Here is a 25,909-nt window from a genome sequence, read left to right as displayed (position 1 = left end):
GAGGCCCTGCATGCATCCCCTTCCCTTCGCCCGCACCTGCGGGCTCGCGCTGCTGACCGCGCTGACTGGCTGCGCCACCGCGCCCCCCGACAGCATCGCCCCCGTCTCCAGGCTGACCGAGCCACACACCGCCCAGCCACTGTCGGCCACCCTGCCCTCTGCTGACCAGATTGACGAGCGACTGCGAGAACCACTGACGGCGGATGCCGCCGTGCAGCTCGCGCTGCAGAACAATCGCGGGTTGCAGGCCCGGCTGGCACGCCTTGGTGTCACCGCTGCCGACGTCGATGCGGCCGGCCGCCTGCCCAACCCAGGCTTTCGCTTCAGCCGCCTGACGCGTGGCAGCGAGGTGGAACTGGAGCGCGGCTGGCATATCGACCTTGCGCGCCTGCTGACCCTGCCGCTGGTGCGCGCCGCCGAGCAGCGCCGCCTGCAGGCTGAGCAGCAGCAGGCCGCCGCCGACACGCTGGCCCTGGCCGCCGACACGCGCCGCGCCTGGGTACGCGCCGTCGCGGCCGAGGAGGCCCTGGCCTACCGCCGCCAGGTGCGGGAAGCCGCCGAGGCCGGCGCGGAACTCGCACGCCGCATGCAGGTCGCCGGCAACTTCAATGCTTTGGCGCGGGCCCGCGAACAAGGCTTCGAGGCCGACGCCCGACTCGCCTTGGCACGCACCGAGGCCCAGCGGCTCGCCGCACGCGAACGCCTCGTGCGCCTGCTGAGCCTGGAGGACGGCAGCGCACTGCGCCTGCCGGAGCGCCTGCCCGACCTACCAACCACGCCGCGAGAGCAAGCCGGCATCGAAGCGCAAGCCCTGGCCCAGCGCCTGGACGTGCAGGCGGCGCGGCTGACTCTGGAGCAATCCGCGCGCCAGCTTGACCTTGCTCGAATGACGCGCTGGGTGTCGATGCTGGAGCTGGGCACGGTACGCAACTCGTCCAACGAACAGCCTACCCAGCGCGGCTGGGAGGTGGCGCTGGAGCTGCCGCTCTTCGGCCCCGGCCCCCAACCGAAGGCTGAGGCGCTGGCCCGCGAAGCCGCACATGTGGCCGCGGATACAGCCATCCAGGCCCGCTCCGAAGCCCGCGAGGCGTACGGCCTCTACCGCAGCGCTTTCGATGTCGCCCGCCAGCACCGGGACGAACTGCTGCCGCTGGCCCAGCGCGTCTCCAGCGAACAGCTGCTGCGCTACAACGCCATGCTGATCGGCGTCTTCGAGCTGCTGGCCGATGCCCGCGCCCAGGTCGCCGCCGTCAGCGCCACGCGGGAGGCGCTGCGCGATTTCTGGGTCGCCCAGGCCGACCTCGACCAGGCCCTTGTCGGTCGTGTCGCGCCAGCCCTGCCCCAGGCCGCTGCCGCCGCCCCCGCCGCGGCAACCCACTGAATCCCGAGGATCCCATGCTCAATCGACGCTCCCTGCTCGCTGGCACCTCGCTGGCCGCGGTGTCCACCGCGGCGCTCGCGGCCCTGCCAGAACCCGTCATCCAGACCTCGCCCGACACGCAAGCGCCGCTGGTTCCACGCAATGGCCGCCCCTACAACCCCGTCGTCACGCTGAACGGCTGGACGGCGCCATGGCGCATGAACGCCGGCGTCAAGGAATTCCATCTCGTCGCCGAACCCGTCGTGCGCGAGATGGCGCCGGGCTTCACCGCACGCCTGTGGGGCTACAACGGCCAGAGCCCCGGGCCGACCATCGAGGTCGTCGAGGGCGACCGCGTGCGCATCTACGTGACCAACCGCCTGCCCGAGGCCACCAGCATGCACTGGCACGGCCAGCGCCTGCCCAACGGCATGGACGGTGTCACGGGCCTCACGCAGCCTCCCATCCCACCCGGCAAGACCTGGGTCTACGAGTTCATCGCCCGCCGCCCCGGCACCTTCATGTACCACCCGCATGCCGACGAGATGGTGCAGATGGCCATGGGCATGATGGGCCTGTGGATCACGCATCCCAAGGCGAAGCACCCGCAGATCGCCGACGTGGACCGCGACTACGCCTTCCTGCTCAATGCCTATGACATCGAGCCCGGCAGTGCGACACCGAAGGTCATGACCATGCTGGACTTCAACCTGTGGAGCTGGAACAGCCGCATCTTCCCGGGTATCGCGCCGCTCGTCGCGCGCCAGGGCGACCGCGTGCGCATCCGCATCGGCAACCTGACGATGACCAACCATCCCATGCACATCCATGGTCATGAGTTCGAGGTCACCGGCACCGACGGCGGCCCGGTGCCACGCACGGCGCGCTGGCCCGAAGTGACAACCGACATCGCGGTCGGCCAGATGCGCCAGATCGAGTTCATCGCCGACGAGGAAGGCGACTGGGCCTTCCACTGCCACAAGGCTCACCACACGATGAACGCGATGGGACATGACGTGCCAACCATGCTGGGTGTGGATGCGAGCGACCTGGAGGCCAAGATCCGCAAGCTGGTGCCGGGCTATATGGCCATGGGCCACAGCGGCATGCACGAGATGACGGAGATGAGCATGCCGGGGCCGGAGAACACCGCGCCCATGATGGCCGGGGACGGGCCTTTCGGATCGATAGCGATGGGTGGGATGTTCAGCGTGCTCAAGGTCAGGCGCGGACTGAAGCGGGGCGACTACAGCGACCCGGGCTGGTTCCCGCACCCCGCCGGCACGCTGGCGCGCGAAGTGGGTGACGCGCCGCCAGCGGCCACGGCGCCCGGCGCGGCTCCCCAGGATGCCCAGGTGCAGGTGCGCAAGCCCGGAGGGCACCACCAACATTGACGGCGGGCCGCATTGGCGGGTTTTTACAAGCTCTCGGCGGGGCAGATCGAGACACTGACTCCATCGATCCACCCCACCCAGGAGCCTGTCATGAGCACCACCATCCGCCCCTTCCGCATCGACATCCCGCAAGCCCAGATCGACGACCTGAAGCAGCGCCTGCGCCAGACCCGCTGGCCCCAGACCACCGTGCAGGATTGGAGCCGCGGCCAGGCCACCGGTTTCATTCGCGAACTGGCGGAGCAATGGGTGGATGGCTACGACTGGCGCCCGCACGAAGCCGAGCTGAACCGCCATCCGCAGTTCCTGACCGAGATCGACGGCCAGACCATCCACTTCCTGCACGTGCGCTCGCCCGAGCCGCATGCGCTGCCACTGATCCTCACGCACGGCTGGCCCAGCACGGTGGCCGAGTTCCTCGATGTGATCGGCCCCTTGAGCAACCCGCGCGCCCATGGGCTGGACCCGGCGATGGCCTTTCACCTCGTCATCCCGTCTCTGCCCGGCTTTGCCTTCTCGTCGCCGCTGGCCGGCCCAGGCTGGGAGGCCGCGCACACTGCCGCCGCCTGGGACACGCTGATGAAGCGCCTGGGCTACGAGCGCTATGGCGCCCAGGGGGGCGACGGCGGCGCGCTCGTCGGCCGCGAGCTGGGCATCCTGAATCCGCGGGGCTTGGTGGGCGTGCACCTGCAGCAGATCTTCGCCTTCCCGAGCGGCGCGCCGGGCGAGATGGAGAAGCTGTCCCCGTTCGAGAGGGCCGGGTTCGCCAACCTCGAGCGCTTCCAGAAGTACAACGGCTATGCCGAGATCCAGTCCAAGCGGCCGGCCACGCTGGGCTTCGGCCTGGTGGATTCGCCGGTGGCGCAGCTGGCCTGGAATGCCGAACTCTTCTTCGGCTTCGAGGGCGAGGCCGCCCAGACCATGGACCGCGAGCGCTTCCTGACCCATGTCTCGCTGTACTGGTTCACCGCCACCAGCGGTCAGGCGGCGGAGTTCTATTTCGAGAACGCCCAGACCGGCGCCGGCTACCGTGAACTGCCCAATCCGGTGCCCACGGCCGTGGCCTCCTTCCCGAACGACTTCCGCTCGGTGCGTGCCTTTGCCGAGCGCTCGCACAGCAACATCGTGCAGTGGACCGAAATGCCGCATGGCGGGCATTTCGCGGCGACGGACGCGCCCGAGCTGCTGGTGCGGGACATGCGCCGCTTCTTCGCCCAGTTGCAGTAAGTCGTCGCTACCATGCGTGCATGCCCTCTCCTCGCATGCACGTGGCGTGACGGGCCACAACCCAGGCATCCAGCGTGAAACGCGCGCGGCCGATTCGCCATCGGCCGCGCGTTTCATCACGCACATCGACCGGGTGAGCTACACGGCAGCGACGCAGGATCTGGTACGGCCGGATGGCAGCTGGGACCTCGTCTTCCGGCAGACCCGGAGCGGCCTGATGGTGCTGCAGACCGGCCAGACCGACCGCGTCGTGAAACTGGGCAGCGAGGCCGGCGACAGCTATCTCAGCATCGCTTTCCGACCCGAGATCTACATGCCCGCCCGACCAGGCCAGCGCATGATGAACCAGGGCCATGTGCATGGGTTCGCGGGGCGGCGTGACTTCCTGATCGGCGACGAGCGCCTGGAACTGCCCAGCTTCGAGAACGCCGAGCAGCTCGTCATGCAACTTGCGCGGCGCGGCCTCATTGAGGTGGACCTGCTGGTGCAGCGCGCTGCTGCCGGCGGCTGGGAGCGCGTGGACGACCGCAGCCTGCAGCGCCACAGCAGCCATGTGACCGGCATGAGCCCGAAGAAGCTGCAGCAGATCCTGCGCGCCGACGCCGCCGCAGGCCTGCTGCAACAAGGTCAGCGCCCCGCCGATGTGGCGGCCGAACTGGGCTACACCGACCAGGCCCATCTCACGCATTCGCTGCGCAGGATTCTGGGGCTCACACCGGGGCAGTTGCAGCCACGCGCACCCAACCTGCCCTGATTGACGCCCCGCACAAAGCAAAAAGGCCAGTCCTGGTGGACTGGCCTTGTGCTGGAGGAGAGGGGGGGATTCGAACCCCCGAGACGTTACCGTCCGCCTGATTTCGAGTCAGGTACATTCAACCACTCTGCCACCTCTCCGAATCTGGTGCGAGCTGAGCCCAGCATTATAGCCAGGCTTTTTGAGCTCAACCTCGCAACGTGTCAGCGCCGCCCAGATAGGGCCGCAGCGCCTCAGGCACCGTGATGCTGCCGTCGGCGTTCTGATAATTTTCGAGAACTGCAACGAGGGTGCGACCCACGGCGAGACCAGAGCCATTCAACGTGTGTACGAACTCGTTCTTGCCCTGCGCGTTCTTGAAGCGCGCCTGCATGCGGCGGGCCTGGAAGGCGCCCATGTTCGAGCAGGAGCTGATCTCGCGGAAGGTGTTCTGCGCCGGCAGCCAGACCTCGAGGTCATAGGTCTTGGTCGAGCCAAAGCCCATGTCGCCGCTGCACAGCAGCACCGTGCGGTAGGGCAGACCGAGCTTTTGCAGCACAGCTTCGGCGTGGCCCGTCATCTCTTCCAGCGCGGCCATGCTGTTCTCGGGCAGCTCGATGCGCACCATCTCGACCTTGTCGAACTGGTGCTGGCGGATCAGGCCACGCGTGTCGCGGCCGGCGGAGCCTGCTTCCGAGCGGAAGCAGGGGCTGTGGGCCGTCAGCTTGACGGGCAGGTCTTCAGGCTTGAGCACGCTCTCGCGAACGGTGTTGGTCAGTGAGATCTCCGAGGTCGAGATCAGGTACTGCTCGACCTGTTCCTCATCGCCGCCACGCAGCACCCAGAACATGTCTTCCTTGAACTTGGGCAACTGGCCCGTGCCCTCCAGGATCTCGCGGTTGACGATGTAAGGCGTGTAGCACTCGGTGTAGCCGTGCTCGGTCGTCTGCACGTCGAGCATGAACTGGGCAAGCGCGCGGTGCAGGCGAGCGGCCGGGCCCTTCAGGAAGGCGAAGCGCGATCCGGAGAGCTTGGCGCCCATCTCGAAATCCAGGCCCAGCGGCGCGCCCAGGTCGACGTGGTCCTTGACCTCGAAGTCGAATGTGCGGGGCGTACCCCAGCGGCGCACTTCGACATTGCCGGCTTCGTCCACGCCCGCAGGTACGCTGGCGTCGGGCAGATTGGGCACGCCCATCAGCATCTGGTTCAGCTCGACCTGGATGGCGTCCAGGCGTTCGGCGCCGGCTTTCAGCTCGTCGGCAATGCTGCCGACTTCTGCCATCAGCGCAGATGCATCTTCGCCCTTGCCCTTGGCCATGCCGATCTGCTTGGACAGCGCATTGCGGCGGGCCTGCAGTTCCTCGGTGCGCACCTGCACCGAGCGGCGCTCGCCTTCGAGCGACTTGAAGCGCTCCACGTCGAGGAAGGTCTGGGGGGTCTTGCGCGCGTTCAGGCGCTCGATGACAGCATCGAGGTCCTTGCGCAGCTGGGTGATGTCGAGCATGGGAATACCTTCAGGATTCGAATAGACAAGCGGCGCCAATGTGAGGCGCCGCCGGAAGCTGGAAGCACCGGCGTCAAGATCGCGAGGAACTGACCTCGGCCATGGACTTGTCGCCCAGCCCCATCGGCAACGGGAAGCGAACATGCTCCTCCACGCCCGGCAGGCTACGCACCGTGGTGGCGCCCAGCGCGCGCAGGCGGTCGATGACGGCCTGCACCAGCACATCGGGCGCCGAGGCGCCGGCCGTCAGACCCACACGGGCCCGGCCCTCCAGCCACTCGGCCTTCAGGTCTTCGGCGGAGTCGACCATATAGCCCGGCGTGCCCAGGCGTTCGGCCAGTTCGCGCAGACGGTTGCTGTTGGAACTGGTGGGGCTGCCAACAACGATGACGACGTCCACCTGGGGCGCCAGCACCTTGACGGCGTCCTGGCGGTTCTGCGTGGCATAGCAGATGTCCTGCTGCTTGGGTTCGCGCACCTGGGGAAAGACGCGCTTCACCTCGGCCAGGATCTCGGCCGCATCGTCCACGCTCAACGTGGTCTGCGTGACGACGGCGAGCTTGCCCTGATCACGCACCTGCACCTTGGCCACATCCTCGACCTCTTCGACAAGGAAGATGCCTTCGGACAGCTGGCCCATCGTGCCCTCGACCTCGGGATGACCCTTGTGGCCGATCATGATGAATTCATAGCCTTCGCGGTGCAGCTTGGCCACCTCGACGTGGACCTTGGTCACCAGCGGGCAGGTCGCGTCGAACACCTGGAAGCCCCGTGCGGCGGCCTCGCGGCGCACCTCCTGGCTGACGCCATGGGCGCTGAACACCAGCGTCGCGCCGGGCGGCACCTCGGCCAGGTCCTCGATGAAGATGGCGCCGCGCGACTTCAGGTCGTTGACGACGTAGGTGTTGTGGACGATCTCGTGGCGCACGTAGATCGGCGAGCCGAACTTCAACAGCGCGCGCTCGACGATCTCGATGGCACGGTCCACGCCGGCGCAAAAGCCGCGCGGTTCGGCCAGCACCACTTCCTGGGGATGCAAAACAGCGTTCATCAAAGCACCCCGATCACTTGGACTTCAAAGCTGACCGGCTGGCCAGCAAGCGGGTGGTTGAAGTCGAACAGCAGGGCTTCGTCGCCAAGTTCGCGAACGACGCCGGCATAGCCGCCCTGCCCGTCCGGGCCGGGGAATTGCACGACGTCACCGACGTTGTAGACCTCGTCCGGGTCGCCCAGCTGCCGCAGCAGTGACAGCTTCACGCGCTGCAACAGCTCGGGGTTGCGCTCGCCGAACGCTTCGCCGGGCTTCAGCTCGAAGCGCTCATGCGCGCCCTCGGGCAGGCCGATGAGGCGCGCCTCGATGGCGGGCGACAGCTGGCCGGCACCGAGCGACAGCGTGGCGGGCTTGTCGTCAAAGGTGTTGACGATGTCGGCGCCGTCCGGGCCCGAGAGCCGGTAATGCAAGGTCAGGAAGGACCCGGCCTGGATGGGGTTCATGCGAGAAGGGAAAAGAAAAGGGAACGCTTGGCTAGACTGCGGCCGATTTTATGTCGTTGACCCATCTGCCCCCTGAAGCCCGCCCGCGCGAGAAATTGCTTGCCCGCGGCCCGCAGGCGTTGGCGGATGCCGAACTGCTCGCCCTGCTGCTGCGCACCGGCATCCAGGGCCTGCCCGTGCTGCAACTGGCACAGAGCCTGCTGGATCGATTTGGCGGCTGGGCGGGGCTGCTGGCGGCCAGCGTGCAGGACCTCGGCAAAATCAAGGGCCTGGGCCCCGCAAAGCGTGCCGAGATCGCCGCCGTGCTGGAGATTGCGCGGCGCTCGCTGAACCAGCAGCTGACCGAGAAGCCAGCGCTGAACGACGTGGACACGGTCAAGACTTATCTGCGCCTGCATCTGGGCGCGCTGGGCCACGAAGTCTTCGCAGTGCTGTTCCTCGACGCGCAGTTGCGCCTGATTGCAATGGAGACGCTCTTCCAGGGCTCGCTGACCCACACGACCGTGCATCCGCGCGAGGTCGTCAAACGTGCTCTCGCCCTGGGCGCCGGCGCTGCCATCCTCGCCCACAACCACCCCAGCGGCGTGGCCGAGCCCTCGCGCGCCGATGAACTGCTGACCAAGCATCTCAGCCAGGCGCTGGCCCTGGTGGATGTGCGTGTTGTCGACCATTTCGTCGTCGGTGCGGGCGAGGTCGTGTCATTTGCGGAGCGGGGGCTGCTGTGACCGTCAAGACGGTGCGCAGCCTGGCCGACCTGAAACCGCTGGCCCGCGAGTTGGCCGCGGCAAGGCTGGCAGCCGAGCTCGAACGGGAGCGTGTCGCCGCGGCCATGCGCCTGGCGGAGCAGGAAAGGCGGGTCTTCGAGCTGACCGTCGGCCCGGTGACACCGCTGCGCAGCATGGACCGCTTCATCCACGACCTCGATCAACCGCCACCCGAGCCGCGCCAGCGCGAAGCGGACGAGCGCGCGGTGCTGCTGCAGGCCCTGTCCGACGAGATCGACGTCGACACGCTGCTGGACACCGACGAGACATTGAGCTTTCGCCGCGAAGGCATCAGCCTCGAGGCGGTGCGCAAACTGCGCCGCGGCCACTGGGCGCTGCAGGCCCAGCTCGACCTGCACGGGCTGCGCCGTGACGCGGCCCGCGAGGCCTTGGGGCTGTTCATCCACGACAGCGCGCGGCGCGGCCTGCGCTGCGTGCGCGTCGTGCATGGCAAGGGGCATGGCTCACCGGGCCGCGAGCCCGTTCTCAAGGGCCGCGTGCGGCGCTGGCTGGTGCAGAAGAACGAGGTGCTGGCCTTCGTGCAGGCGCGCGCCAGTGACGGCGGGGCGGGGGCGCTGATCGTGCTGCTCAGCGGAACGGCCTGACGCGCCGCTGACGGTGAATAACACCGGGCTGTCACGTCGCGCGGCCGACACGAGGTGCAACGCCATTGACCGACGCCGTTAGCCCGGAGTAGTCTGGGCTCAAGCCGCCATCAGCGCGACATCCGGTTTCCCAGCCCCAACGAGGAGAGCCCATGTCCCTTACCTTCTCCGATCGTGCGCCCCAGCCCAAGAGCTATCTGGGCATCGGTCTGGTTGTCGCCCTGCATCTGGCCGGGATCTACGCGTTGAGCGCCGGACTGATCAAGTCTCCGCCCAGGGTCAAGGAAGCCACCATCCTGTTGCCACCCATCCCGGACAAGCAGCCCGAAAGGGAACCTGTGCGAGAGATCAAGAAGGCCGAACAGCCCACGCTGATCAATGTTCCCAAGCCGGACGTGTTGCCTCCACCCACATGGACAGAGGAGACACCGCATGTCGTTGTCGTCGAACAGCGGACCGGAGAACCCACGGTTTCGGCGGGCGGCTCGACAGGCACCGGCACGCCGCCAGTAACGCCCCCTGTGGTGAAACAGGACGCGGGGCTCAGAGCGGCCGGCGCCGTCTGCTCGGTCATGCCGCGCCCCGAAGTCCCCGCCGTCAACTGGAGCGGTGAAGCCGTGCTGCAAGTGGTTGCCACGGTGCGCGGCGGCCGCGTCGTCGGTAGCGATTTCCGCGTGATGCAAGGCGCCCTGGACGGCAAGACCAAGCGCTCGCTGCAACGCTCGGTGGAATCCGCCCTCTCCGGCTACCAGTGCCAGGGCGATGCGACCTTCCAGCAGGATTTCGCTTTCAGGCTGGATTAAACGTTTCTCATCCAGTCGGCCGTGCCCGCAAAGGACTCGGCCAGCCGGGCCTGCAGGGCCGGGTCCACCCCGGTCTCCTGCATGGCCTGGCCCATGCAGGCCAGCCACTCATCACGCTCGGCAATGCCGATGCGAAACGGCATGTGCCGCGCCTTCAGCCGCGGGTGGCCGAAGCGGCTGATGTAGTGGTCCGGACCGCCGAGCCAGCCACACAGGAACCAGAACAGCTTGTCGCGCGCGCTGTCCAGCGAATCGCCATGCGCCGCGCGCAGCCGCGCGTAGGCCGGCTCCAGGTCCATCAGGTCGTAGAAGCGGTCGACGAGCTCGCGCACCCGCGCCTCGCCGCCTGCCCATTCGAAGGCAGTGGTGGGAGTCGATTCAGCCAAGGAGTTTGGAGGCGAGCGCCTTGATGGCTTGGGCCGCGTCGCAGCCGGGATAGTGCTCCAGCATCAGCTGGCGCTTGAGCACAGCCTGCTTGACGGCCACGTCGGCCTTGACCTCGCCGTAGAGCTCAAGCCGGAAGCTCTGACCCGGCGTCGGGCCGACAAAGCGCTGCAGCACCTGCTGCAGTTGTCCGCAGATCAGCTTGCCCTCGCCGACACGGTTGGCCTGGTTGACGAGCAGGCCCACGTGGCGGCGGTCCTGCTGGGTGGCTAGCACCTTGATGGTGGCGTAGGCATCGGTCAGCGAGGTGGGCTCGGGCGTGGCGACGACGAGGACGTCGGTGGCCAGCGAGATCGCGAACAGCACGACGTCGGAGATGCCCGCGCCGGTGTCCAGCAGCACCCAGTCGAAGCGCGGCTTGACCAGGTCGATGATGTGCAGCAGCTTGTCGCGCACTTCGGGAGTCAGGCGCGAATACTCGACCATGCCCGAGCCGGCCAGCAACACGGAGAAGCCGCCCGGCGCGGGCAGGATGGCCTGCTCCAGCGTGGCCTTTTCGGTGAAGACGTCGTGCAGCGTCAGTTTGGGGTGCAGGTTCAGCACCACGTCGAGGTTGGCCAGGCCCAGGTCGGCATCCAGCACCAGCACCTTCTGGCCGCGCGCGGCCAGGGCTGCAGCGAGATTGGCGGTGACGAAGGTCTTGCCGACGCCGCCCTTGCCGCTGGTGACGGCGAGGGTGCGCGCACCGCCGCGCGCCGGGCGCGGCGGCTGAGCAGGAGATGCGGCGGGAGCAGCAGGATCAGAGGTCGTGCTCATGCGGTGTCCTGTTGCGTTTCGAGATTCAGGGAGGCGAACAACATGCCCTTTTCTTCGGCGCTGACCAGGGAGTCGATCTGAGGTTCGAGGCAGGCGCGGTTGCGGCCCTCGGCCTTGGCGCGGTAGAGCTGGCGGTCGGCCCGCTCTGTCCAAAGCAACGGTGATGAGCGCACCCACTGCGGCGCGAAGGCGCCGCCCAGGCTGACGGTGACGCTGAGCATCTGGCCCGGGCCGACCTCGATGGCGAGCTCGGACACGCGCTCGCGCACGCGCTCAGCCACGGCCAAGCCCACATGCGAGGCGCAGTTGGGCAGGATGATGGCGAACTCCTCGCCGCCCACGCGGGCGACGAGATCCATGGGCCTCACGGTCTGCTCGACGGCGCAGGCCACGGCACGGATGACCTGGTCGCCGGCGCCATGGCCGTGGGTGTCGTTGACAGCCTTGAAGTGGTCGATGTCCAGCATCAGCAGCAAGGCCCCCTCACCCGAGCGCGCGACGCGGTCGACCTCGCGGGCCAGCGCCATCTCGAAGCTGCGGCGGTTGACGAGACCGGTCAGCGCATCCCGGCTGGAGAGGTCGCACAGCGCATCCAGCACGGCCTGCAACCAGGCAGCACTCATCGGCGCCTCGTCTGGAAGCAATGCGCCGGCCTGCTGCAGCAATTGCAGGGCCTGATCCAGAACGAGCGCTTCGGCGTCGATCAGGTGGGTGGCGGGCAGGCGTTGTTCCAAAGGGTTGTGGCTGTGGGGGCGGATGGGTGGATTGTGGTTTCGGGGCAGTCTAGCAGCGGCGTCTGCGCGCCCAGGTCGTGAAACAGGCACGTTCCTGGAGGCTGTTTGCACTATGCTGGACCGGCCCAGGGGCCTTAAAAAGGCCCTGCGGTGCAGAATCGGCGCGCCACGCCAGAACTGCTGCGAGCACCAACAAATCTGAATTTCGACATGCCCGCACCCGACCTCGCCTCCGGCACGGACTCCCTCGACCACGAATTCAGCTTCAGCAAGGCCGACTTCGACCGTGTGCGTGAACTGATCTACAAGCACGCCGGCATCAGCCTGCATGACGGCAAACATGCGATGGTCTACAGCCGGCTGTCTCGGCGCCTGCGCGAGACCGGGCACAAGAGCTTCGGCAGCTATCTGCAGTGGCTGGAGGCCTCGACCGGCCCGTCCGGCGCCGCGGAATGGCAGGAGTTCGTCAACTGCCTGACGACCAACCTGACCTCCTTCTTCCGCGAGGAGCACCACTTCCACGCGCTGAAGGACGACCTCAAGCCTTTTGCAAATGGTTCGGCCGGCAAGCAGGTCCGCATCTGGTGCTGCGCCGCTTCCACCGGTGAAGAGCCCTATTCCATCCTGATGACCTGCAGCGAGGCCTTAGGCGCCAGCGCCTCGGTGCAGCTCGTGTCCAGCGATATCGACACCAACGTGCTGGCCACGGCCAAGCGCGGCGTCTACAACGCCGACGCCCGCGGCCTTGACGCGACGCGGCTGAAGACCTTTTTCATGCGCGGCACCGGCGCCAACTCCGGCAAGATCCGCGTCAAGCCTGAACTGCAGCGCTGGGTCGAGTTCCGCTCGCTGAATCTGATGGACGCGCAGTGGCAGCTGGGCGACCCCTTTCACATGGTGTTCTGCCGCAACGTGATGATCTATTTCGATGCGCCCACCCAGCGCAAGGTGCTGGAGCGCATCCACCGCGTCATGCGGCCGGGAGGGCTGCTTTTCGTCGGGCATTCGGAGAACTTCACCGAAGCCCGCGACTTGTTCAAGCTGCGCGGCAAAACCATTTACGAACGGGTCTGACCATGAGCACCCCATTCGCCTCGCCACCCACGGTCGGCCTCGGCAACCCGGTCGCGGTGGCCAAGGTCAACCACCTCAAGGCCCAGCCGCGCAAGCAGGGTGAAGCCTCGTTCTTCTTCTACGACGCGCATTTCAAGAACGCTGCGGTCAAGATCCTGCCGGGCGAGTATTTCGTCGACCAGGAAGACCTGCTCGTCATGACGACGCTGGGCTCCTGCATCGCCGCCTGCCTGTGGGACCGCGTCGCCAAGGTTGGCGGCATGAACCACTTCATGCTGCCCGAGGGCAATGGCGACTCGGGCCGCTACGGCTCGTTCGCCATGGAACTGCTCATCAACGAGATGATGAAGCGCGGTGCCAGCAAGGCACGCATGGAAGCAAAGATCTTCGGCGGCGGTGCCGTCATCTCCGGCATGAACTCGCTCAACGTCGGCGAGCGCAACACCAACTTCGTCATCGACTTCCTGAAGCTCGAGCGCATCCCCATCGTGTCCAAGGACGTGATGGACGTCTACCCCCGCAAGGTCTGCTTCCTGCCGGCCAGTGGCAAGGCGATGGTGAAGCGCCTGGCACCGACGAATAACGACGCGCTGATCCAGCAGGACAGGGCAGCCATTCAAAAGGTGCAGCCGGTCGCCAGCAGCGGCGGCTCCATCGATTTGTTCTAGGAGGCCACCGATGGCCAAGACCAAAGTCGTGGTGGTGGACGACTCAGCGCTGGTGCGCTCCATCCTCACCGAGATCATCAACCGGCAGTCCGACATGGAATGCATCGGCGCGGCCGCCGACCCGCTGGTCGCGCGCGAGATGATCCGCAACCTCAACCCCGACGTCATCACGCTGGACGTCGAGATGCCGCGCATGGATGGCCTCGATTTCCTTTCGCGGCTGATGCGGCTGCGGCCGATGCCAGTGGTGATGGTGTCCACGCTGACCGAGCGGGGCGCCGAGGTCACGCTGAAGGCGCTGGAACTGGGCGCCATCGACTTCGTCGCCAAGCCCAAGATCGGCGTGGCCGACGGCATCCGCCAACTGGCCCAGGACATCACGGACAAAATCCGCATCGCCTCCAAGGCCCACATCCGCCGCGCGCCACCGCCGCCCGCACCGGGTGCAGCCGCGCCAGCCCCGGTCAAGGCCGTCACGATGGCCAGCCTCGGCAGGGCCTCGACCGAAAAGATCATCTTCATCGGCGCCTCCACCGGGGGCACCGAAGCCACCAAGGACGTGTTGATCAACCTGCCGGCCGACAGCCCGGCCGTTGTCATCACCCAGCACATGCCGCCCGGCTTCACCAAGAGCTATGCCGCGCGGCTGGACGGCCTGTGCAAGATCCGCGTCAAGGAAGCCCAGGACGGCGAGCGCATCCTGCCCGGCCACGGCTATATCGCGCCGGGCGGCATGCATCTGAGCGTGGAACGCAGCGGCGCGAACTACATCGCCCGCGTGCAGGACGGCGAGCCCATCAACCGCCATAAGCCCTCGGTCGAAGCGCTGTTTCTGTCGGCTGCCAAGGTGGTCGGCCCGAACGCCATCGGCATCATGCTGACCGGCATGGGCGCGGATGGCGCCAGGGCCATGAAGGTCATGAAGGACGCTGGCGCCTACAACTACTGCCAGGACGAGGCCAGTTGCGTCGTCTTCGGCATGCCGCGCGAGGCCATCGCGGCCGGCGCGGCGGACGAGGTGCTGCCGCTGAACCAGATTGCGACCAAAGTGCTGGAGCGGCTGCGCGCCACTTCGGGCATCTCGCTCAACCGCGTCTGACGATTCATTTCAGGCGTTTTGCGGGCCGAGCGCCGGGCCGCTCCCTAGCCGGCCCGCCTTGGGCGATGTGCTTGTCGGTCAATCCGGCAAGCATCGCCGTCCCCTCGGGGGCTGAGGCCGGACACATTGCGCCCAGTGGGCGCGATGTGCCTGCCGAAGCGCTGCGGCCACTGGCCGCAGCGCGGTCCCGACCAAGGTAATCCTTGGACGAGGGGGCTTCAACGTTTACCACCACTGGCGGGCGCATCGGCCTTGGCCAGCAGCATCGGACGGTGACGCGCGACGACCACAGGGTCGGCCGGGAAGACCGGCTTGAAACCGTCCAGCGACTTCGGCGCGGTCGGCACCCAGGCCGTCTGCACAGGCCGTTCGGCCTTGCCAGTCACGATGACGCGGTTCGAGCGCTCCGCGGCCGCTTCCTTCAGTTCAGCATTCGAATCCGTGAACGCCCGGGCGCTCGTCGTGGCGAGCACGAGGACGGCAGCAAACGAGGCAAAAGCAATCCAGCGGGGCAGAGTGATCATGGCGGGTCTCCTTCAAGTGCTGGTTATGCTATGCATCCAGAGCCTCGCCACGAAGCGCTTATTTCTTCACTGATTGGTTGGATTGGCTTACCAGATGGCCTCACTCGACCGTTTTCCCCTTCATTACCTGGCTGCCTTTCGTGCCGCGGCCCAGACCGAGAACCTGCGCGCCGCGGCCGAGAGCCTGCACCTGACGCACAGCGCGGTCAGCCAGCAGATCCGCGGCCTGGAGGCCCAGCTCGGCTTTGAGCTGTTCACTCGCCAGGGCCGGCGGCTGACGCTGAACCCGGCTGGGCAGGCGCTGCAGCGCGGTGTGACACAGGTGTTCGCTGCCTTGCAGGCGGGCCTGCTGGCGGCGGCGCAAGCGCACGGGAGCGCCGCGCAGACGCTGCGAGTGACCGCCCTGCCCTCGTTCGCTCAGCGTTGGCTGCTGCCCCGCCTGCCGCGCTGGCAAGCCCTGCAGCCCTGCATCACGCTGGACCTGCATTCATCCCAGCAGGTGGTGGACCTGGAACGCGAGGGCTTTCACATCGGCCTGCGCATCGGCCGCGGGGGCTGGCCTGGGTTGATCTGCGAGCCGCTCTTCCATTCGCCGCACATCGTGGTCGCTGCGCCGCTGCTCGCGCAGCGCCTGGTGGACGCAACGCCGGAACTCTTGACGCAGCAGCCGCTGATGGGCGACGCCGATTTGTGGCGACAGTGGTTTGCCGAGGTCGGCCACAAGGGCGCTGTGCCAACGCCGGTGGCGACCTTCAATGACGCCGCGATGCTGGGCCAGGCGGCCGAGCAAGGGATGGGTGTGGCCCTGACGCGCGAGCTGTTTGCCGCCGACGCGCTGCTGGACGGGCGGCTCGTGCGGCTGTCGGCTCACGCCGTCGACGATGACGCCACGCGTGACTACCAGGTCGTCTACCCCGAGGCCCTGCGCGACGACCCGGCCGTACGCATCTTCTGCGACTGGCTGCATGCCGAGGTCGCGGCGCTGCAGCAGCGACTCAAAGAAACAGCTGCTGCAGATCGCTGAGGAAGTCGAAGCCTCGCTCGGTTGGCTGGATGCGAGCCGCATCACTGGTCAGCAAGCCACGGCCACGGGCCACCTCCAAGCCTTTCGCAATCGCCGACACAGGCAGCCCGGTGCGCTCGAGGAACTGCGTGAGCGTGACGCCTTCCTTGAGCCGCAGCGCGTTCAGCATGAATTCGAAGGGCAGGTCCTTGCGCGCCACCTCGTGTTCGTTGCTGACCTTGTTCGCCTGCGCCATGAAGGCCGCCGGCTCGCGCCAGCGCACCTGGCGCAGCACGCGGTTGGGGAAGCTCAGCTTGCTGTGCGCGCCAGCGCCGATGCCGAGGTAGTCGCCGAACTGCCAGTAGTTCAGGTTGTGCAGGCAGCGGTGGCCCTCGCGGGCATAAGCCGAGACCTCGTAACGCGACAGCCCCGTGGTGCCGGTACGCGCCGTGATCAGGTCCAGCATGTCGCTGGCCAAGTCAGGGTCGGGCAGGCCGGCCGGCGTGCGCGTCGCGAACACCGTGTTGGGTTCGATGGTCAGGTGGTAGATGGACAGGTGCGGTGGCTTGAAACTCAGCGCAGCGTCCAGCTCACGCGACAGGTCGTCCAGCGACTGCCCGGGCAACGCATACATCAGGTCGAGGTTGAAGGTCTCGAACGCCGCAGCCGCCTCGGTGAGCGCCTCGCGTGCCTGGCTCGCGCTGTGCACGCGGCCAAGCGTCTTCAGCTGTGCGTCATCGAAGCTCTGTACGCCCACCGACAGGCGCGTAACGCCAGCCTGGCGAAAGCCCTTGAAGCGCTCGCGCTCGAAGGTGCCGGGGTTGGCCTCCAGCGTGATCTCGCAGCCCGGCTCCAGCGGCAGGCGTGCACGGATATCCGAGATGAGCTGCGCGATCTGCTCGGGGTTGAACAGGCTGGGCGTGCCGCCGCCGATGAAGATGCTGATGACAGGCCGGCCCCAGATCAGCGGCAGCGCCGCTTCGAGGTCGGTGCGCAGCGCGGCGAGATAGGCCTCGGCCGTGTCGACCGCCAACGCGCCATCCTTGACCTCATGCGAGTTGAAGTCGCAGTAGGGGCATTTGCGCAAGCACCAGGGCAGATGAACGTAGAGGGCAAGCGGGGGCAGCGCGGGCAACTGCAGCGTACCCGGCCGCATCAGATGGACGATCTCAGCCAAGCCGCCAGACCTCGCGGAATTGCTGGATCAGGTGCACGGCGGCCAGCGCCCGGTGGCTGTGCTGGTTCTTGACCGTGGCGCCGAGGCTGGCCACGGTCTGGCCGAGCTCGGGGATGTGCATCAGCGGGTCGTAGCCAAAGCCGCCCTCGCCGCTCGGCGCCTTCAGGATCTCGCCGCTCCAGCGGCCCATGGCGATCAGTGGCTCGGGGTCGTCGGCGCTGCGCACCGCCACCAGGGCGCAGACAAAGCGCGCCCGGCGATCCTCGATGCCGGCCATCTCGCGCAGCAACCGTTCATTGTTGGCTGCGTCGCTTTTCTCGCCGCCGGCATCCAGCGCGTAACGTGCCGAACGCACGCCGGGCGCGCCGCCGAGAGCGTCAACGCTCAAGCCTGAATCGTCGGCCAGCGCTGGCAGGCCGCTGAGCTTGGCGGCGTGGCGGGCTTTGGTCAGCGCGTTCTCGGCAAAGGTTTCAAAGGGCTCCTCGGCCTCCGGGATGCCCAGGCTGCCCTGGTTCACCAGTTCGATCCCCAAGGGCGCGAACAACGCCTGCAGCTCGACGAGCTTCTTCGCGTTGTTGGAGGCAAGAACCAGCTTCACTTCAGCGCGGCTTGTTGGGCCTCGATCAGCTCGCGGATGCCCTTGTCGGCCAGGTCGAGCAGCGCATTCATCTCGTCACGCGTGAACACCACGCCCTCGGCCGTGCCCTGCAGCTCGACAAAGCCACCGGAGCCCGTCATGACGACGTTCATGTCGGTGTCGCAGGCCACGTCCTCGATGTATTCAAGGTCCAGCAGCGGCACGCCGTCGACGATGCCCACCGAGATGGCGGCTACCGTGTCCTTGATCGGCGAGCGCGACAGCTTGCTGTCGGCCAGCAGCCTGTTGACGGCGTCCTGGGCCGCGACGAAGGCGCCGGTGATGGCCGCCGTGCGCGTGCCGCCGTCGGCCTGCAGCACGTCGCAGTCCAGCGTGATCGTGCGCTCGCCGAGGGCGCTCAGGTCGAACACCGCGCGCAGCGAGCGGCCGATGAGTCGCTGGATCTCCTGCGTGCGGCCGCTCTGCTTGCCACGGGCGGCCTCGCGGTCGCCGCGGGTGTGGGTGGCGCGCGGCAGCATGCCGTACTCGGCCGTCACCCAGCCTTCACCCGAGCCGCGCTTGTGCGGCGGTACGCGCTCCTCGACCGAGGCCGTGCACAGCACGCGGGTGCCACCGAACTCGATCAGCACCGAGCCCTCGGCATGCACGGTGAAACCGCGGGTGATGCGCACCGGGCGCAATTGATTGGCGGCGCGGCCTGCGCTGCGCGTGAAGGTCTTGGTCATGGGGAAAGAAGAGTTAGCGGCGATTGGCGCCGCGGCCCGATTGGCGGATGACTTCGTTGATCTCGCGTATCGAACGCTCGATCTCCTCGTCGTCCATGCCGGCGACAAGGTCGGCGTCCAGGGCGCCCTGGATGGTGGACGCAAAGCCGGAATTGCCGAGATTCTGCGTGGTCTCGCCGCTGGGCTCGCCCTCGCCTTCCCATTCGACGGCCAGCACGGTGACGTTGTCACTGCGCGCGCCGCCGCGGCGCAGGGCCTGCTCGACCAGTTCGGGCACAGCTTCGGTAATGGCCTGGTCAGCCATGTGCTGAACGATCTCGCCGTCCTCCACGCTGCCCCACAGGCCGTCGGAGCACAGCAGGATGCGGTCCGAGGCCTCCATGATGAGCGGCCCCTGGCAGTCCACCATGGGCTTGCCGGGGCTGCCCAGGCAGGTGAAGAGCACGTTGCGATTGAAAGGCTCGCCGCCGCGGGACACGCGGCCCAGGGCTTCCTGCAACTCGGAATAGGAATGGTCGCGGGTGCGGGCAATCAGCTTGCCGGCGCGCACGAGATACAGGCGCGAATCGCCGCAATGCGCCCACCAGGCCTGGTTGCCCTGCAGGATGCAGGCGACGACCGTCGTGCGCGGCGTGTCGTGCAGGCCCTTGCTCTCGGCATAGCGCAGCAGCTGCTGATGGGCAATGACGATGGTTTCCTGCAGGAAGCGCTGTGGGTCTTCGATGACCGGGCGGGCGTCCTGCTGGAACAGCGCGGCCAACGTCTGCAGCGCGATCTGGGCCGCGACTTCACCTTCCGGGTGGCCGCCCATGCCGTCAGCCAGCGCGAACAGTCCCGCCTCCCGCGTGAAGCAATAGCCCATGCGGTCTTCGTTGGTCTCACGGCCACCGCGACGGCTGACCTGGAAGACATTGAATCGCATCAGGCTTTCGCTCCGGACTTCAGGTTTTCAAGCTGGAGTTTGAGGCGTTCACTGAAGCTGAGCTTGGTGTAGCGCCTTTCGGTCTCACGAGCGAGTTCCTTCTGCAGCGCGAACACGCTCTGCGGGCGCGACAGTGCGTCCAGCGACATGCACCACTCGGTCACTTCGAGCAGGTTGTCCGAGTAGACATTGCGCAGGCGCGAGAGGCTCAAGGACAGGCGGTCCTTCTCCAGGCGCTGCGGCGCGTCATTGGGCGGGTAGCCCTGCATGCAGGCATAGATGCACGCGCCGATGGCGTAGATGTCGGTCCAGGGGCCCAAGCTACCGTCGCGGCGGTACATCTCCGGCGCAGCAAAGCCCGGCGTGTACATCGGGCGGATGAAGTTGCCTTCCTTGCTCAGCACTTCGCGCGCGGCGCCGAAGTCCAGCAGCACGGCCTTGTTGTCATTGGTGATGAAGATATTGGCCGGCTTGATGTCCAGGTGCAGCATCTTGTGCTGATGGACGATGCGCAGGCCGCGCAGGATCTCGTCGAAGAGGCTGCGGATGGTTGACTCGCGGAAGACCTTGTCGCGCTTCATATCGCGCGCGGTCACGATGAAGTCCTGCAGGGTGTCGCCCTGCAGGTAGTTCATGACCATGTAGACAGTTTCGTTCTCGCGCAGGAAATTCAGCACCGAGACGACGCTGGGGTGCGAGATCTGCGCGAGCGAACGGCCCTCTTCGAAGAAGCTCTTCAGGCCGAGTCGGTATAGCGGTTGCTTCTCGGGCTTGACGCGAGGGGTCAGTTCGCCGGGCGAACGTTCGGCCAGCGACGAGGGCAGATATTCCTTCAATGCGACCAGATGGTGGTCGGGATCCTCGGCGAGATACACCACGCCGAAACCGCCCGCCGCCAGCCGCTTGATGATCTGATAGCCCCCAACCACCGTGCCTGCGGGCAAGGGCGCCGGCTTCGGCTTGGACATAATCGCGTTTTGTCTGTTTTGCGAGATGCGAAATGCCAGTCTACAGCATGACCGGGTACGCCAATTCCCTGGCACAACCCCCTAAAGCCGAGGACGGCAACAGTTCAGCGCAAGCGTCGGTCAGCGTCGAATTGCGGTCGGTCAACGGCCGGTTCCTGGACCTGTCCATGCGCATGCCCGAGGAGATGCGCGGCCTTGAACCCCAGTTGCGCGAGCTGATCGCGGCACGTTTCAAGCGCGGCAAGATCGAGTTGCGCATCAACACCCAGCGCGACGCCGATGGCGCCTGGCCGCAACCCCAGCCCGAGCAGCTCAACCGCCTCGCCAGCCTGGAAGCCAAGGTACTCACCTGGCTGCCGCAGGCGGCGCCGCTGTCTGTCCATGAGGCCTTGAACTGGTGCAAGAGCGGCGCGGCGGCACCAGCCCAGTTGGACGCTACGACGCTCGAGGCCGCACAGGCCTGCGTGCAGGGCCTGGCCGAGGCCCGCGAGCGCGAGGGCGAGAAGCTGGTGGCCATCCTGAACGAACGCATTGCGCGGCTGCGCGTGCTTGCCGACGAGGCCGAGCCCCTGCTGCCCGCCGTCGTCGCGCGCCAGCAGCAGCGCTTCCTGGAGCGCTGGCAGGAAGCGCTGGCTACCACCGGCGCCGGCAGCAGCGTGCCACAGGAAGCTTTGCAGGAGCGCGCGCTGAACGAGGCCGCGGCGTTTGCTATCCGCATCGACGTGGCCGAGGAACTCGGGCGGCTGCGGGCGCACCTCGAAGAGCTGACCCGCCTGCTTAAAAAGGGCGGCGAACTCGGCAAACGCCTGGATTTTCTGATTCAGGAATTACATCGCGAAGCGAATACTTTGGGCTCCAAATCCGCCGCGCTGGAATTGACCAATATTTCCGTCGAGATGAAAGTCGCCATCGAGCAGATGCGCGAACAGGTGCAAAACATCGAATAGGTTTTGGGCAGGTCATTCAGGCGGCCATCCGCACCTCGGACTGCGCCACGCCAACGGGCCAACGCGCCAGGCTCGGCCGGGACGGCTGGAACAGCTCCACCCACGCCAGATCCTGGGGTTCGAGCGAGCCGACGTCGAGGGCGACGTCCAGCACCGCCTGGGCATCAATCGGGAGCAGGTCGAGGTCTTCTGCGCCTTGCCCCCAAAGCGGCGGCGTGACGAGCAGCGCTTCGTCGAGCAGGCCCAACAGGCCCTGGCAGACCGGATGGGCGCCGAAATACAGCAAGCCTGCGCCGCCAGCCGCCGCAGCAAGGCGGCGCGGCACGCGGTGGGTGCAGCGCAGCAGGAAGGCAGCGGCACCCGCCTCGGCATCCCTGACCGCGCGGAAGGCGCGGTCGTCGATGCGCAGATAAGTGGCCGCCTGGGCGAGGTCGCGGCACAACAGCATGACGGGTTGGCGCTCGTCCACCACGCGCAGCAACCGGGCTGCGGCCGCCTTGTCGTCGAGCCGGCAGGCCATCAGATACCCGGCCGCCGTCGGCAGGGCGGCGATCGCGCCGGCGCGCAGCCTGTCCGCAGTCGCCTGGAGCAGGCGCGCTTGCGGGTTGTCAGGATGGACCTCGTGGCGAAGAAAGCGGCGCATCGTGGGACCTCGTGATGTCACATGGACACGCCACGACGATAAGAAAAGCCATCCGACGCCCGCGTCGGACAAGCCGCTGTGGCGCTGCCGGAGGTCAAGACTTGACGACGCACGGGGTTGTCGGGCACTCGCAATCGGGCCTGCATTGCCAAATAGGGCAGCCATCGCCGCTCCGTGCAGGCGGCGCCGGGCGGCGTCCGAGCTAAAGTTCGCACCCATCACCCACCGGGCGGCGCGAGAAATCCGCAGGGCTGACAGGCACTTAGCCTTCAGCCCCAAGCCGGCCCGGCACGCCAAGCCCACTTCTCCATGGAATATCCCGGCAATCTTTTCGTCGTCGCCGCACCCAGCGGCGCGGGCAAGTCCAGCCTCGTCAAGGCCCTGCTGGAGCTGGATGCCAAGCTGGCCGTGTCCATCTCCCACACCTCGCGCGCACCGCGCGGCCAGGAGCAGCATGGCCGCGAATACTGGTTCATCACGCCGGAGGAATTCCGCGCGATGGCCGAACGCGGTGATTTCTTTGAATGGGCCGAGGTCCACGGCAACCTCTACGGCACTTCACGTGCGGCCATCGAGGCGCGCATGCAGCATGGCGACGACGTCGTGCTCGAGATCGATTTCCAGGGTGCGCTGCAGATCAAGCAGCTCTTCCCCTATGCCGTGCTGATTTTCATCCTGCCGCCGAGCTGGGACGAATTGCAGTCACGCCTGAACCGCCGTGGCGACACCGAACCCGAGGTCATCGCCAAGCGCATGGCCAATGCGCGCCTCGAGGTGGCGCAGGCGCAGAACTTCGATTTTGTCGTCGTGAATGCGGTGTTCGACACCGCCGTTTTCGACCTCAAATCCATCGTCCACGCGCAGCGGCTAAAATACTTGGCTCAGCGGCGCAACCGCTCTGCCGTCTTTCAGGCGCTCGATCTGCCCTGATCCGCTTTTCTCCAAGGAACACCATGGCCCGCATCACCGTCGAAGACTGCCTGATCAAGATCCCGAACCGCTTCCAGCTGGTGCTGGCCGCCACCTATCGCGCCCGCATGCTGAGCCAGGGCCACAGCCCGCGCATCGAGAGCAAGAACAAGCCCGGCGTGACCGCCCTGCGTGAAATTGCCGCCGGCGAAGTCGGCATCGAGATGCTGCGCAAGGTTCCGGTCTAAGCACCATCCCCTGCTGCCACACGGGCGCCCTCGGGCGCCCGTTTGCATTTCGGAGTTTGGGCCGAGCGCCGGGCCGTTCCCAAGCCGGCCCGCCATGGCGATGTGCTTGTGGCTCAACGCTACAAGCATCGCCGTCCCCGCGAGGGGCCGGCCAGGTATTCCCTGGACGAGGGGCCAACAGTTTTCATCGGCTAAATTCGGGACCATATGGCCCAACGCTCCCTCACCGCCTGGTTCACGCTGCCTGGATTGCGCCAGGCGGCGCCGCCCACGCAGGCGGAAGCTGCTTCCTTTGATGCCCTCGCTCCCAAGCTCGGCTACCTGAGCAAGGCCGAGGTCAAGCGCGTGCGTGAGGCCTACAAGTTCGCCGACGAGGCCCACCTGGGCCAGAAGCGGGCGACCGGCGAGCCCTACATCACCCACCCGATCGCCGTCGCCGGCATCTGTGCCGAGTGGCGACTCGATGCCCAGGCGCTGATGGCGGCGCTGATGCATGACGTGGTCGAAGACTGCGGCGTTTCCAAGGCCGAGCTGATCGAGAAGTTCGACGCCACGACGGCCGATCTGGTCGACGGCCTGACCAAGCTGGACAAGCTGCAGTTCTCCACCAAGGAGGAGTCGCAGGCCGAGTCCTTCCGCAAGATGCTGCTGGCGATGGCACGCGACCTGCGCGTCATCCTCATCAAGCTGGCCGACCGCCTGCACAACATGCGCACCATGGGTGCGATGGCGCCGCACAAGGCCCGTCGCATCGCGCGCGAGACCTTCGACATCTATGCGCCCATCGCCCACCGCCTCGGCCTGAACCAGACCTTCCGCGAGCTGCAGGACCTGTCCTTCCAGTATTTCCACCCCTGGCGCTATGCGGCGCTCAGCAAGGCCGTGGGCAAGGCGCGCGGCAACCGGCGCGACCTGGTGTCGCGCATCGAGGCCGAGATCCGCGCCGCCTTTGCCAAGGCCAGCCTGCGCGTGGAGGTGCAGGGGCGCGAGAAAACGGTCCATTCCATCTACAAGAAGATGCGCGAAAAGGGCGGCCTGTCCTTTGCCCAGGTGAGCGATATTTTTGGCTTTCGCATCCTGACCGAGGAGCCGCTGCAGTGCTACACGGCCCTGGGCGTGCTGCACCAGCTCTACAAGCCGCAAGCCGGGCGTTTCAAGGACTACATCGCCACGCCCAAGGACAACGGCTACCAGTCCCTGCACACCACGCTGATGGGGCCGCTGGCCACGCCGCTGGAGTTCCAGCTGCGCACCGAGGGCATGCACCAGATCGCCGAGCAGGGCGTGGCGGCGCACTGGATCTACAAGAGCCGCGGCAAGCAGGCGTCGGCGCTGGTGGCCCAGCAGGCCAATGCGCGCTGGCTGCAAAGCCTCATCGACATCCAGGATGAGACGCGCGACGCCAACGAGTTCCTCGAGCACGTCAAGATCGACCTCTTCCCGGACGCGATCTACGTCTTCACGCCCAAGTCCAAGATCATGGCGTTACCGAAGGGCGCGACGCCGGTGGACTTCGCCTACGCCATCCACTCCGACGTCGGCGACCATTGCGTCGCGGCCCAGGTCAATGGCGAGGCCGTGCCGCTGCGCGCCGAGCTGCGCAGCGGCGACATCGTCGAGATCATCACCGCGCCAGGCGCCAGCCCCAACCCGGCCTGGCTGAGCTTTGTGCGTACCGGCCGGGCCCGCTCCAAGATCCGCCACTACCTGAAGGACCTGGAGCAGGAGGAGTCCCGCGAACTGGGCGAGAAGATGCTGGCCCAGGCGATGCGCGTGGAAGGCCTCGGGCTGCCCAGCCTGGAGCTGGACGACCCGGCTGCGCCGATCTGGCATGAGCTGGCCGGCTGGGCCGGTAGTGCAAACACCGAGCAGCTCCTCGTCGACATTGGCGCGGGCCGCAAGATTGCCACCATCATTGCCAAGAAGCTGGCCCGACTGATGGCCGAGCAGGGGCAAAAGCCCGATGCGCTGGCGCTGACGCTCGGCCGCTTCGCTGAGGCGCCGTCCAACCAGGGCAGCGTGACCATCGACGGCAACGAGGGCGCTTCCGTGCAGCTGGCCAGCTGCTGCCGCCCCATCCCCGGCGACGAAGTACGCGGCTACCTCGGGCGCGGCGAAGGACTTATCGTGCACACCTGCGAATGCGCCATCGGCCGCCGCCTCTTCCAGCGCGACAGCGAGCATTGGATCCAGGTCGAATGGGCCGAGGAGCTGGGCCGCAGCTTCGAGGCCGGCATCGCGCTGCTGATGGCCAACGGCAAGGGCGTGCTGGCCCAGGTGGCCCAGGCGGTGGCCCAGGCCGAGGCCGACATCACCCACATCTCGATGAGCGACGAGGCGCAATTGCGCGAAACGGCCGAGATGACGCTGCTCATCGCCGTGCGGGATCGCCTGCACTTGGCCGACGTGCTGCGCGTGCTGCGCCGCACCGCGCCCGTTCAGCGCGTCTGGCGCGTCAAGCCGTAGGACGTGCGCCGAGGGCGCTGCGGCCAATCACGGCCGTGACTGTTTCTATTCGCTTCCTGGGGTTAACCAGTGTTTCTGGGCCCGGTATTTCTTTTCGGGATAGCAAACGAGACAAAACGA

The 25,909-nt window shown here is 66.9% G+C and carries 28 protein-coding genes and 1 tRNA gene; 15 read left to right on the top strand and 14 right to left on the bottom strand.

Annotated elements, in window-relative coordinates; translation table 11 throughout:
* Positions 1–10: 10 nt before the first annotated feature.
* From AC1DW0_RS01690 to AC1DW0_RS01675, 4 genes are all read left to right on the top strand, one after another.
* Entirely contained in the window at positions 11–1,381 is a 1,371-nt protein-coding gene (locus tag AC1DW0_RS01690; RefSeq protein WP_457356225.1) for a TolC family protein, read from the top strand.
* A 14-nt stretch (positions 1,382–1,395) separates the two neighbouring features.
* Positions 1,396–2,754 carry a multicopper oxidase family protein gene (locus AC1DW0_RS01685; RefSeq protein ID WP_457356226.1) on the top strand — a complete coding sequence of 453 codons (1,359 nt, stop codon included), beginning with the start codon at positions 1,396–1,398 and terminating at the stop codon, positions 2,752–2,754.
* 90 nt (positions 2,755–2,844) lie between these two features.
* The gene (locus AC1DW0_RS01680; RefSeq protein ID WP_457356227.1) at positions 2,845–3,981 is read left to right on the top strand and encodes an epoxide hydrolase family protein; all 1,137 of its coding nucleotides are present in this window, start codon (positions 2,845–2,847) and stop codon (positions 3,979–3,981) included.
* Between the two features lie 16 nt (positions 3,982–3,997).
* The gene (locus AC1DW0_RS01675; RefSeq protein WP_457356228.1) at positions 3,998–4,735 is read left to right on the top strand and encodes a helix-turn-helix transcriptional regulator; all 738 of its coding nucleotides are present in this window, start codon (positions 3,998–4,000) and stop codon (positions 4,733–4,735) included.
* Between the two features lie 52 nt (positions 4,736–4,787).
* Here the strand turns inward: AC1DW0_RS01675 and AC1DW0_RS01670 are convergent.
* From AC1DW0_RS01670 to AC1DW0_RS01655, 4 genes are all read right to left on the bottom strand, one after another.
* A tRNA-Ser gene (locus tag AC1DW0_RS01670) sits at positions 4,788–4,875 on the bottom strand.
* A gap of 47 nt (positions 4,876–4,922) precedes the next feature.
* Complete coding sequence (gene serS, locus AC1DW0_RS01665) at positions 4,923–6,218, bottom strand: serine--tRNA ligase (protein WP_056195388.1); 1,296 nt, start codon at positions 6,216–6,218, stop codon at positions 4,923–4,925.
* A gap of 73 nt (positions 6,219–6,291) precedes the next feature.
* Positions 6,292–7,269, bottom strand: coding sequence for a 4-hydroxy-3-methylbut-2-enyl diphosphate reductase (gene ispH, locus AC1DW0_RS01660; RefSeq protein ID WP_056195385.1), 978 nt, complete (start codon positions 7,267–7,269; stop codon positions 6,292–6,294).
* A complete protein-coding gene (locus tag AC1DW0_RS01655; protein ID WP_056195383.1) occupies positions 7,269–7,712 on the bottom strand; it encodes an FKBP-type peptidyl-prolyl cis-trans isomerase in 444 nt (147 codons plus the stop codon). The genes ispH and AC1DW0_RS01655 overlap by 1 nt, the downstream gene beginning before the upstream one ends.
* A gap of 50 nt (positions 7,713–7,762) precedes the next feature.
* On the opposite strand from AC1DW0_RS01655, the gene radC reads away from it, so the two are divergent.
* The 3 genes from radC to AC1DW0_RS01640 all read left to right on the top strand — a co-directional run bounded on the left by radC (position 7,763) and on the right by AC1DW0_RS01640 (position 9,884).
* Positions 7,763–8,437 carry a RadC family protein gene (radC, locus tag AC1DW0_RS01650; protein WP_056195380.1) on the top strand — a complete coding sequence of 225 codons (675 nt, stop codon included), beginning with the start codon at positions 7,763–7,765 and terminating at the stop codon, positions 8,435–8,437.
* Positions 8,434–9,081 carry a Smr/MutS family protein gene (locus AC1DW0_RS01645; protein WP_457324032.1) on the top strand — a complete coding sequence of 216 codons (648 nt, stop codon included), beginning with the start codon at positions 8,434–8,436 and terminating at the stop codon, positions 9,079–9,081. The genes radC and AC1DW0_RS01645 overlap by 4 nt, the downstream gene beginning before the upstream one ends.
* A gap of 152 nt (positions 9,082–9,233) precedes the next feature.
* Entirely contained in the window at positions 9,234–9,884 is a 651-nt protein-coding gene (locus tag AC1DW0_RS01640) for a hypothetical protein (RefSeq protein ID WP_056195376.1), read from the top strand.
* Here AC1DW0_RS01640 and AC1DW0_RS01635 read toward each other — a convergent pair.
* From AC1DW0_RS01635 to AC1DW0_RS01625, 3 genes are read right to left on the bottom strand one after another with little or no spacing between them, the layout of a single operon-like run.
* On the bottom strand, positions 9,881–10,270 hold the full coding sequence (locus AC1DW0_RS01635; RefSeq protein ID WP_457394002.1) for a group II truncated hemoglobin: 390 nt from the start codon (positions 10,268–10,270) through the stop codon (positions 9,881–9,883). The genes AC1DW0_RS01640 and AC1DW0_RS01635 overlap by 4 nt on opposite strands.
* Positions 10,263–11,084, bottom strand: coding sequence for a MinD/ParA family protein (locus AC1DW0_RS01630; RefSeq protein ID WP_056195368.1), 822 nt, complete (start codon positions 11,082–11,084; stop codon positions 10,263–10,265). The genes AC1DW0_RS01635 and AC1DW0_RS01630 overlap by 8 nt, the downstream gene beginning before the upstream one ends.
* Positions 11,081–11,818 (bottom strand): GGDEF domain-containing protein, encoded by a 738-nt coding sequence (locus AC1DW0_RS01625; protein ID WP_056195365.1) that lies wholly within the window; start codon positions 11,816–11,818, stop codon positions 11,081–11,083. Before AC1DW0_RS01625 ends, AC1DW0_RS01630 begins: the two co-directional genes overlap by 4 nt.
* 210 nt (positions 11,819–12,028) lie before the next feature.
* Here AC1DW0_RS01625 and AC1DW0_RS01620 point away from each other — a divergent pair, with 210 nt between their 5' ends.
* The 3 genes from AC1DW0_RS01620 to AC1DW0_RS01610 are packed head-to-tail and all read left to right on the top strand — an operon-like array spanning position 12,029 to position 14,659.
* Positions 12,029–12,892 carry a CheR family methyltransferase gene (locus tag AC1DW0_RS01620; protein WP_056195362.1) on the top strand — a complete coding sequence of 288 codons (864 nt, stop codon included), beginning with the start codon at positions 12,029–12,031 and terminating at the stop codon, positions 12,890–12,892.
* A gap of 2 nt (positions 12,893–12,894) precedes the next feature.
* Complete coding sequence (cheD, locus tag AC1DW0_RS01615) at positions 12,895–13,560, top strand: chemoreceptor glutamine deamidase CheD (RefSeq protein ID WP_056195359.1); 666 nt, start codon at positions 12,895–12,897, stop codon at positions 13,558–13,560.
* Between the two features lie 10 nt (positions 13,561–13,570).
* Positions 13,571–14,659, top strand: coding sequence for a protein-glutamate methylesterase/protein-glutamine glutaminase (locus tag AC1DW0_RS01610; protein WP_056195356.1), 1,089 nt, complete (start codon positions 13,571–13,573; stop codon positions 14,657–14,659).
* Positions 14,660–14,877: 218 nt separating this feature from the next.
* On the opposite strand, the gene AC1DW0_RS01605 is transcribed toward AC1DW0_RS01610, so the two are convergent.
* Complete coding sequence (locus AC1DW0_RS01605) at positions 14,878–15,183, bottom strand: hypothetical protein (protein ID WP_477858410.1); 306 nt, start codon at positions 15,181–15,183, stop codon at positions 14,878–14,880.
* Between the two features lie 94 nt (positions 15,184–15,277).
* Between AC1DW0_RS01605 and AC1DW0_RS01600 the strand changes: the two genes are divergently transcribed.
* The gene (locus AC1DW0_RS01600; protein WP_477944667.1) at positions 15,278–16,207 is read left to right on the top strand and encodes a LysR substrate-binding domain-containing protein; all 930 of its coding nucleotides are present in this window, start codon (positions 15,278–15,280) and stop codon (positions 16,205–16,207) included.
* On the opposite strand, the gene hemW is transcribed toward AC1DW0_RS01600, so the two are convergent.
* Genes hemW through AC1DW0_RS01575 form a run of 5 tightly spaced genes read right to left on the bottom strand, consistent with a single transcriptional unit; the run spans position 16,179 to position 20,576 of the window.
* Positions 16,179–17,342 carry a radical SAM family heme chaperone HemW gene (gene hemW / locus AC1DW0_RS01595; protein WP_477944917.1) on the bottom strand — a complete coding sequence of 388 codons (1,164 nt, stop codon included), beginning with the start codon at positions 17,340–17,342 and terminating at the stop codon, positions 16,179–16,181. The two genes, AC1DW0_RS01600 and hemW, sit on opposite strands and share 29 nt — an antisense overlap.
* 13 nt (positions 17,343–17,355) lie before the next feature.
* Positions 17,356–17,961, bottom strand: coding sequence for an RdgB/HAM1 family non-canonical purine NTP pyrophosphatase (gene rdgB / locus AC1DW0_RS01590; RefSeq protein WP_056195346.1), 606 nt, complete (start codon positions 17,959–17,961; stop codon positions 17,356–17,358).
* Positions 17,958–18,686 carry a ribonuclease PH gene (rph, locus tag AC1DW0_RS01585; RefSeq protein ID WP_056195344.1) on the bottom strand — a complete coding sequence of 243 codons (729 nt, stop codon included), beginning with the start codon at positions 18,684–18,686 and terminating at the stop codon, positions 17,958–17,960. The genes rdgB and rph overlap by 4 nt, the downstream gene beginning before the upstream one ends.
* A 13-nt stretch (positions 18,687–18,699) precedes the next feature.
* On the bottom strand, positions 18,700–19,608 hold the full coding sequence (locus AC1DW0_RS01580; RefSeq protein ID WP_056195341.1) for a PP2C family protein-serine/threonine phosphatase: 909 nt from the start codon (positions 19,606–19,608) through the stop codon (positions 18,700–18,702).
* Positions 19,608–20,576, bottom strand: a complete 969-nt coding sequence (locus AC1DW0_RS01575) for a serine/threonine protein kinase (protein WP_056195338.1) — start codon at positions 20,574–20,576, stop codon at positions 19,608–19,610. Before AC1DW0_RS01575 ends, AC1DW0_RS01580 begins: the two co-directional genes overlap by 1 nt.
* Before the next feature lie 32 nt (positions 20,577–20,608).
* On the opposite strand from AC1DW0_RS01575, the gene AC1DW0_RS01570 reads away from it, so the two are divergent.
* A complete protein-coding gene (locus tag AC1DW0_RS01570; protein ID WP_457326165.1) occupies positions 20,609–21,523 on the top strand; it encodes a YicC/YloC family endoribonuclease in 915 nt (304 codons plus the stop codon).
* 16 nt (positions 21,524–21,539) lie between these two features.
* Here the strand turns inward: AC1DW0_RS01570 and AC1DW0_RS01565 are convergent, their stop codons facing one another.
* A complete protein-coding gene (locus AC1DW0_RS01565; protein ID WP_056195332.1) occupies positions 21,540–22,166 on the bottom strand; it encodes a Sua5/YciO/YrdC/YwlC family protein in 627 nt (208 codons plus the stop codon).
* A gap of 309 nt (positions 22,167–22,475) precedes the next feature.
* Between AC1DW0_RS01565 and gmk the strand changes: the two genes are divergently transcribed.
* The 3 genes from gmk (at position 22,476) to AC1DW0_RS01550 (ending at position 25,789) form a co-directional block, all read left to right on the top strand.
* Entirely contained in the window at positions 22,476–23,096 is a 621-nt protein-coding gene (gene gmk, locus AC1DW0_RS01560) for a guanylate kinase (protein WP_056195329.1), read from the top strand.
* Between the two features lie 23 nt (positions 23,097–23,119).
* Complete coding sequence (gene rpoZ, locus AC1DW0_RS01555) at positions 23,120–23,323, top strand: DNA-directed RNA polymerase subunit omega (protein ID WP_056195325.1); 204 nt, start codon at positions 23,120–23,122, stop codon at positions 23,321–23,323.
* A gap of 207 nt (positions 23,324–23,530) precedes the next feature.
* Entirely contained in the window at positions 23,531–25,789 is a 2,259-nt protein-coding gene (locus AC1DW0_RS01550) for a RelA/SpoT family protein (protein ID WP_457355865.1), read from the top strand.
* Positions 25,790–25,909 lie beyond the last annotated feature (120 nt).

Source organism: Roseateles sp. P4_D2, from assembly GCF_056401875.1.
This window is presented reverse-complemented; position numbering and strand designations above follow the sequence as displayed.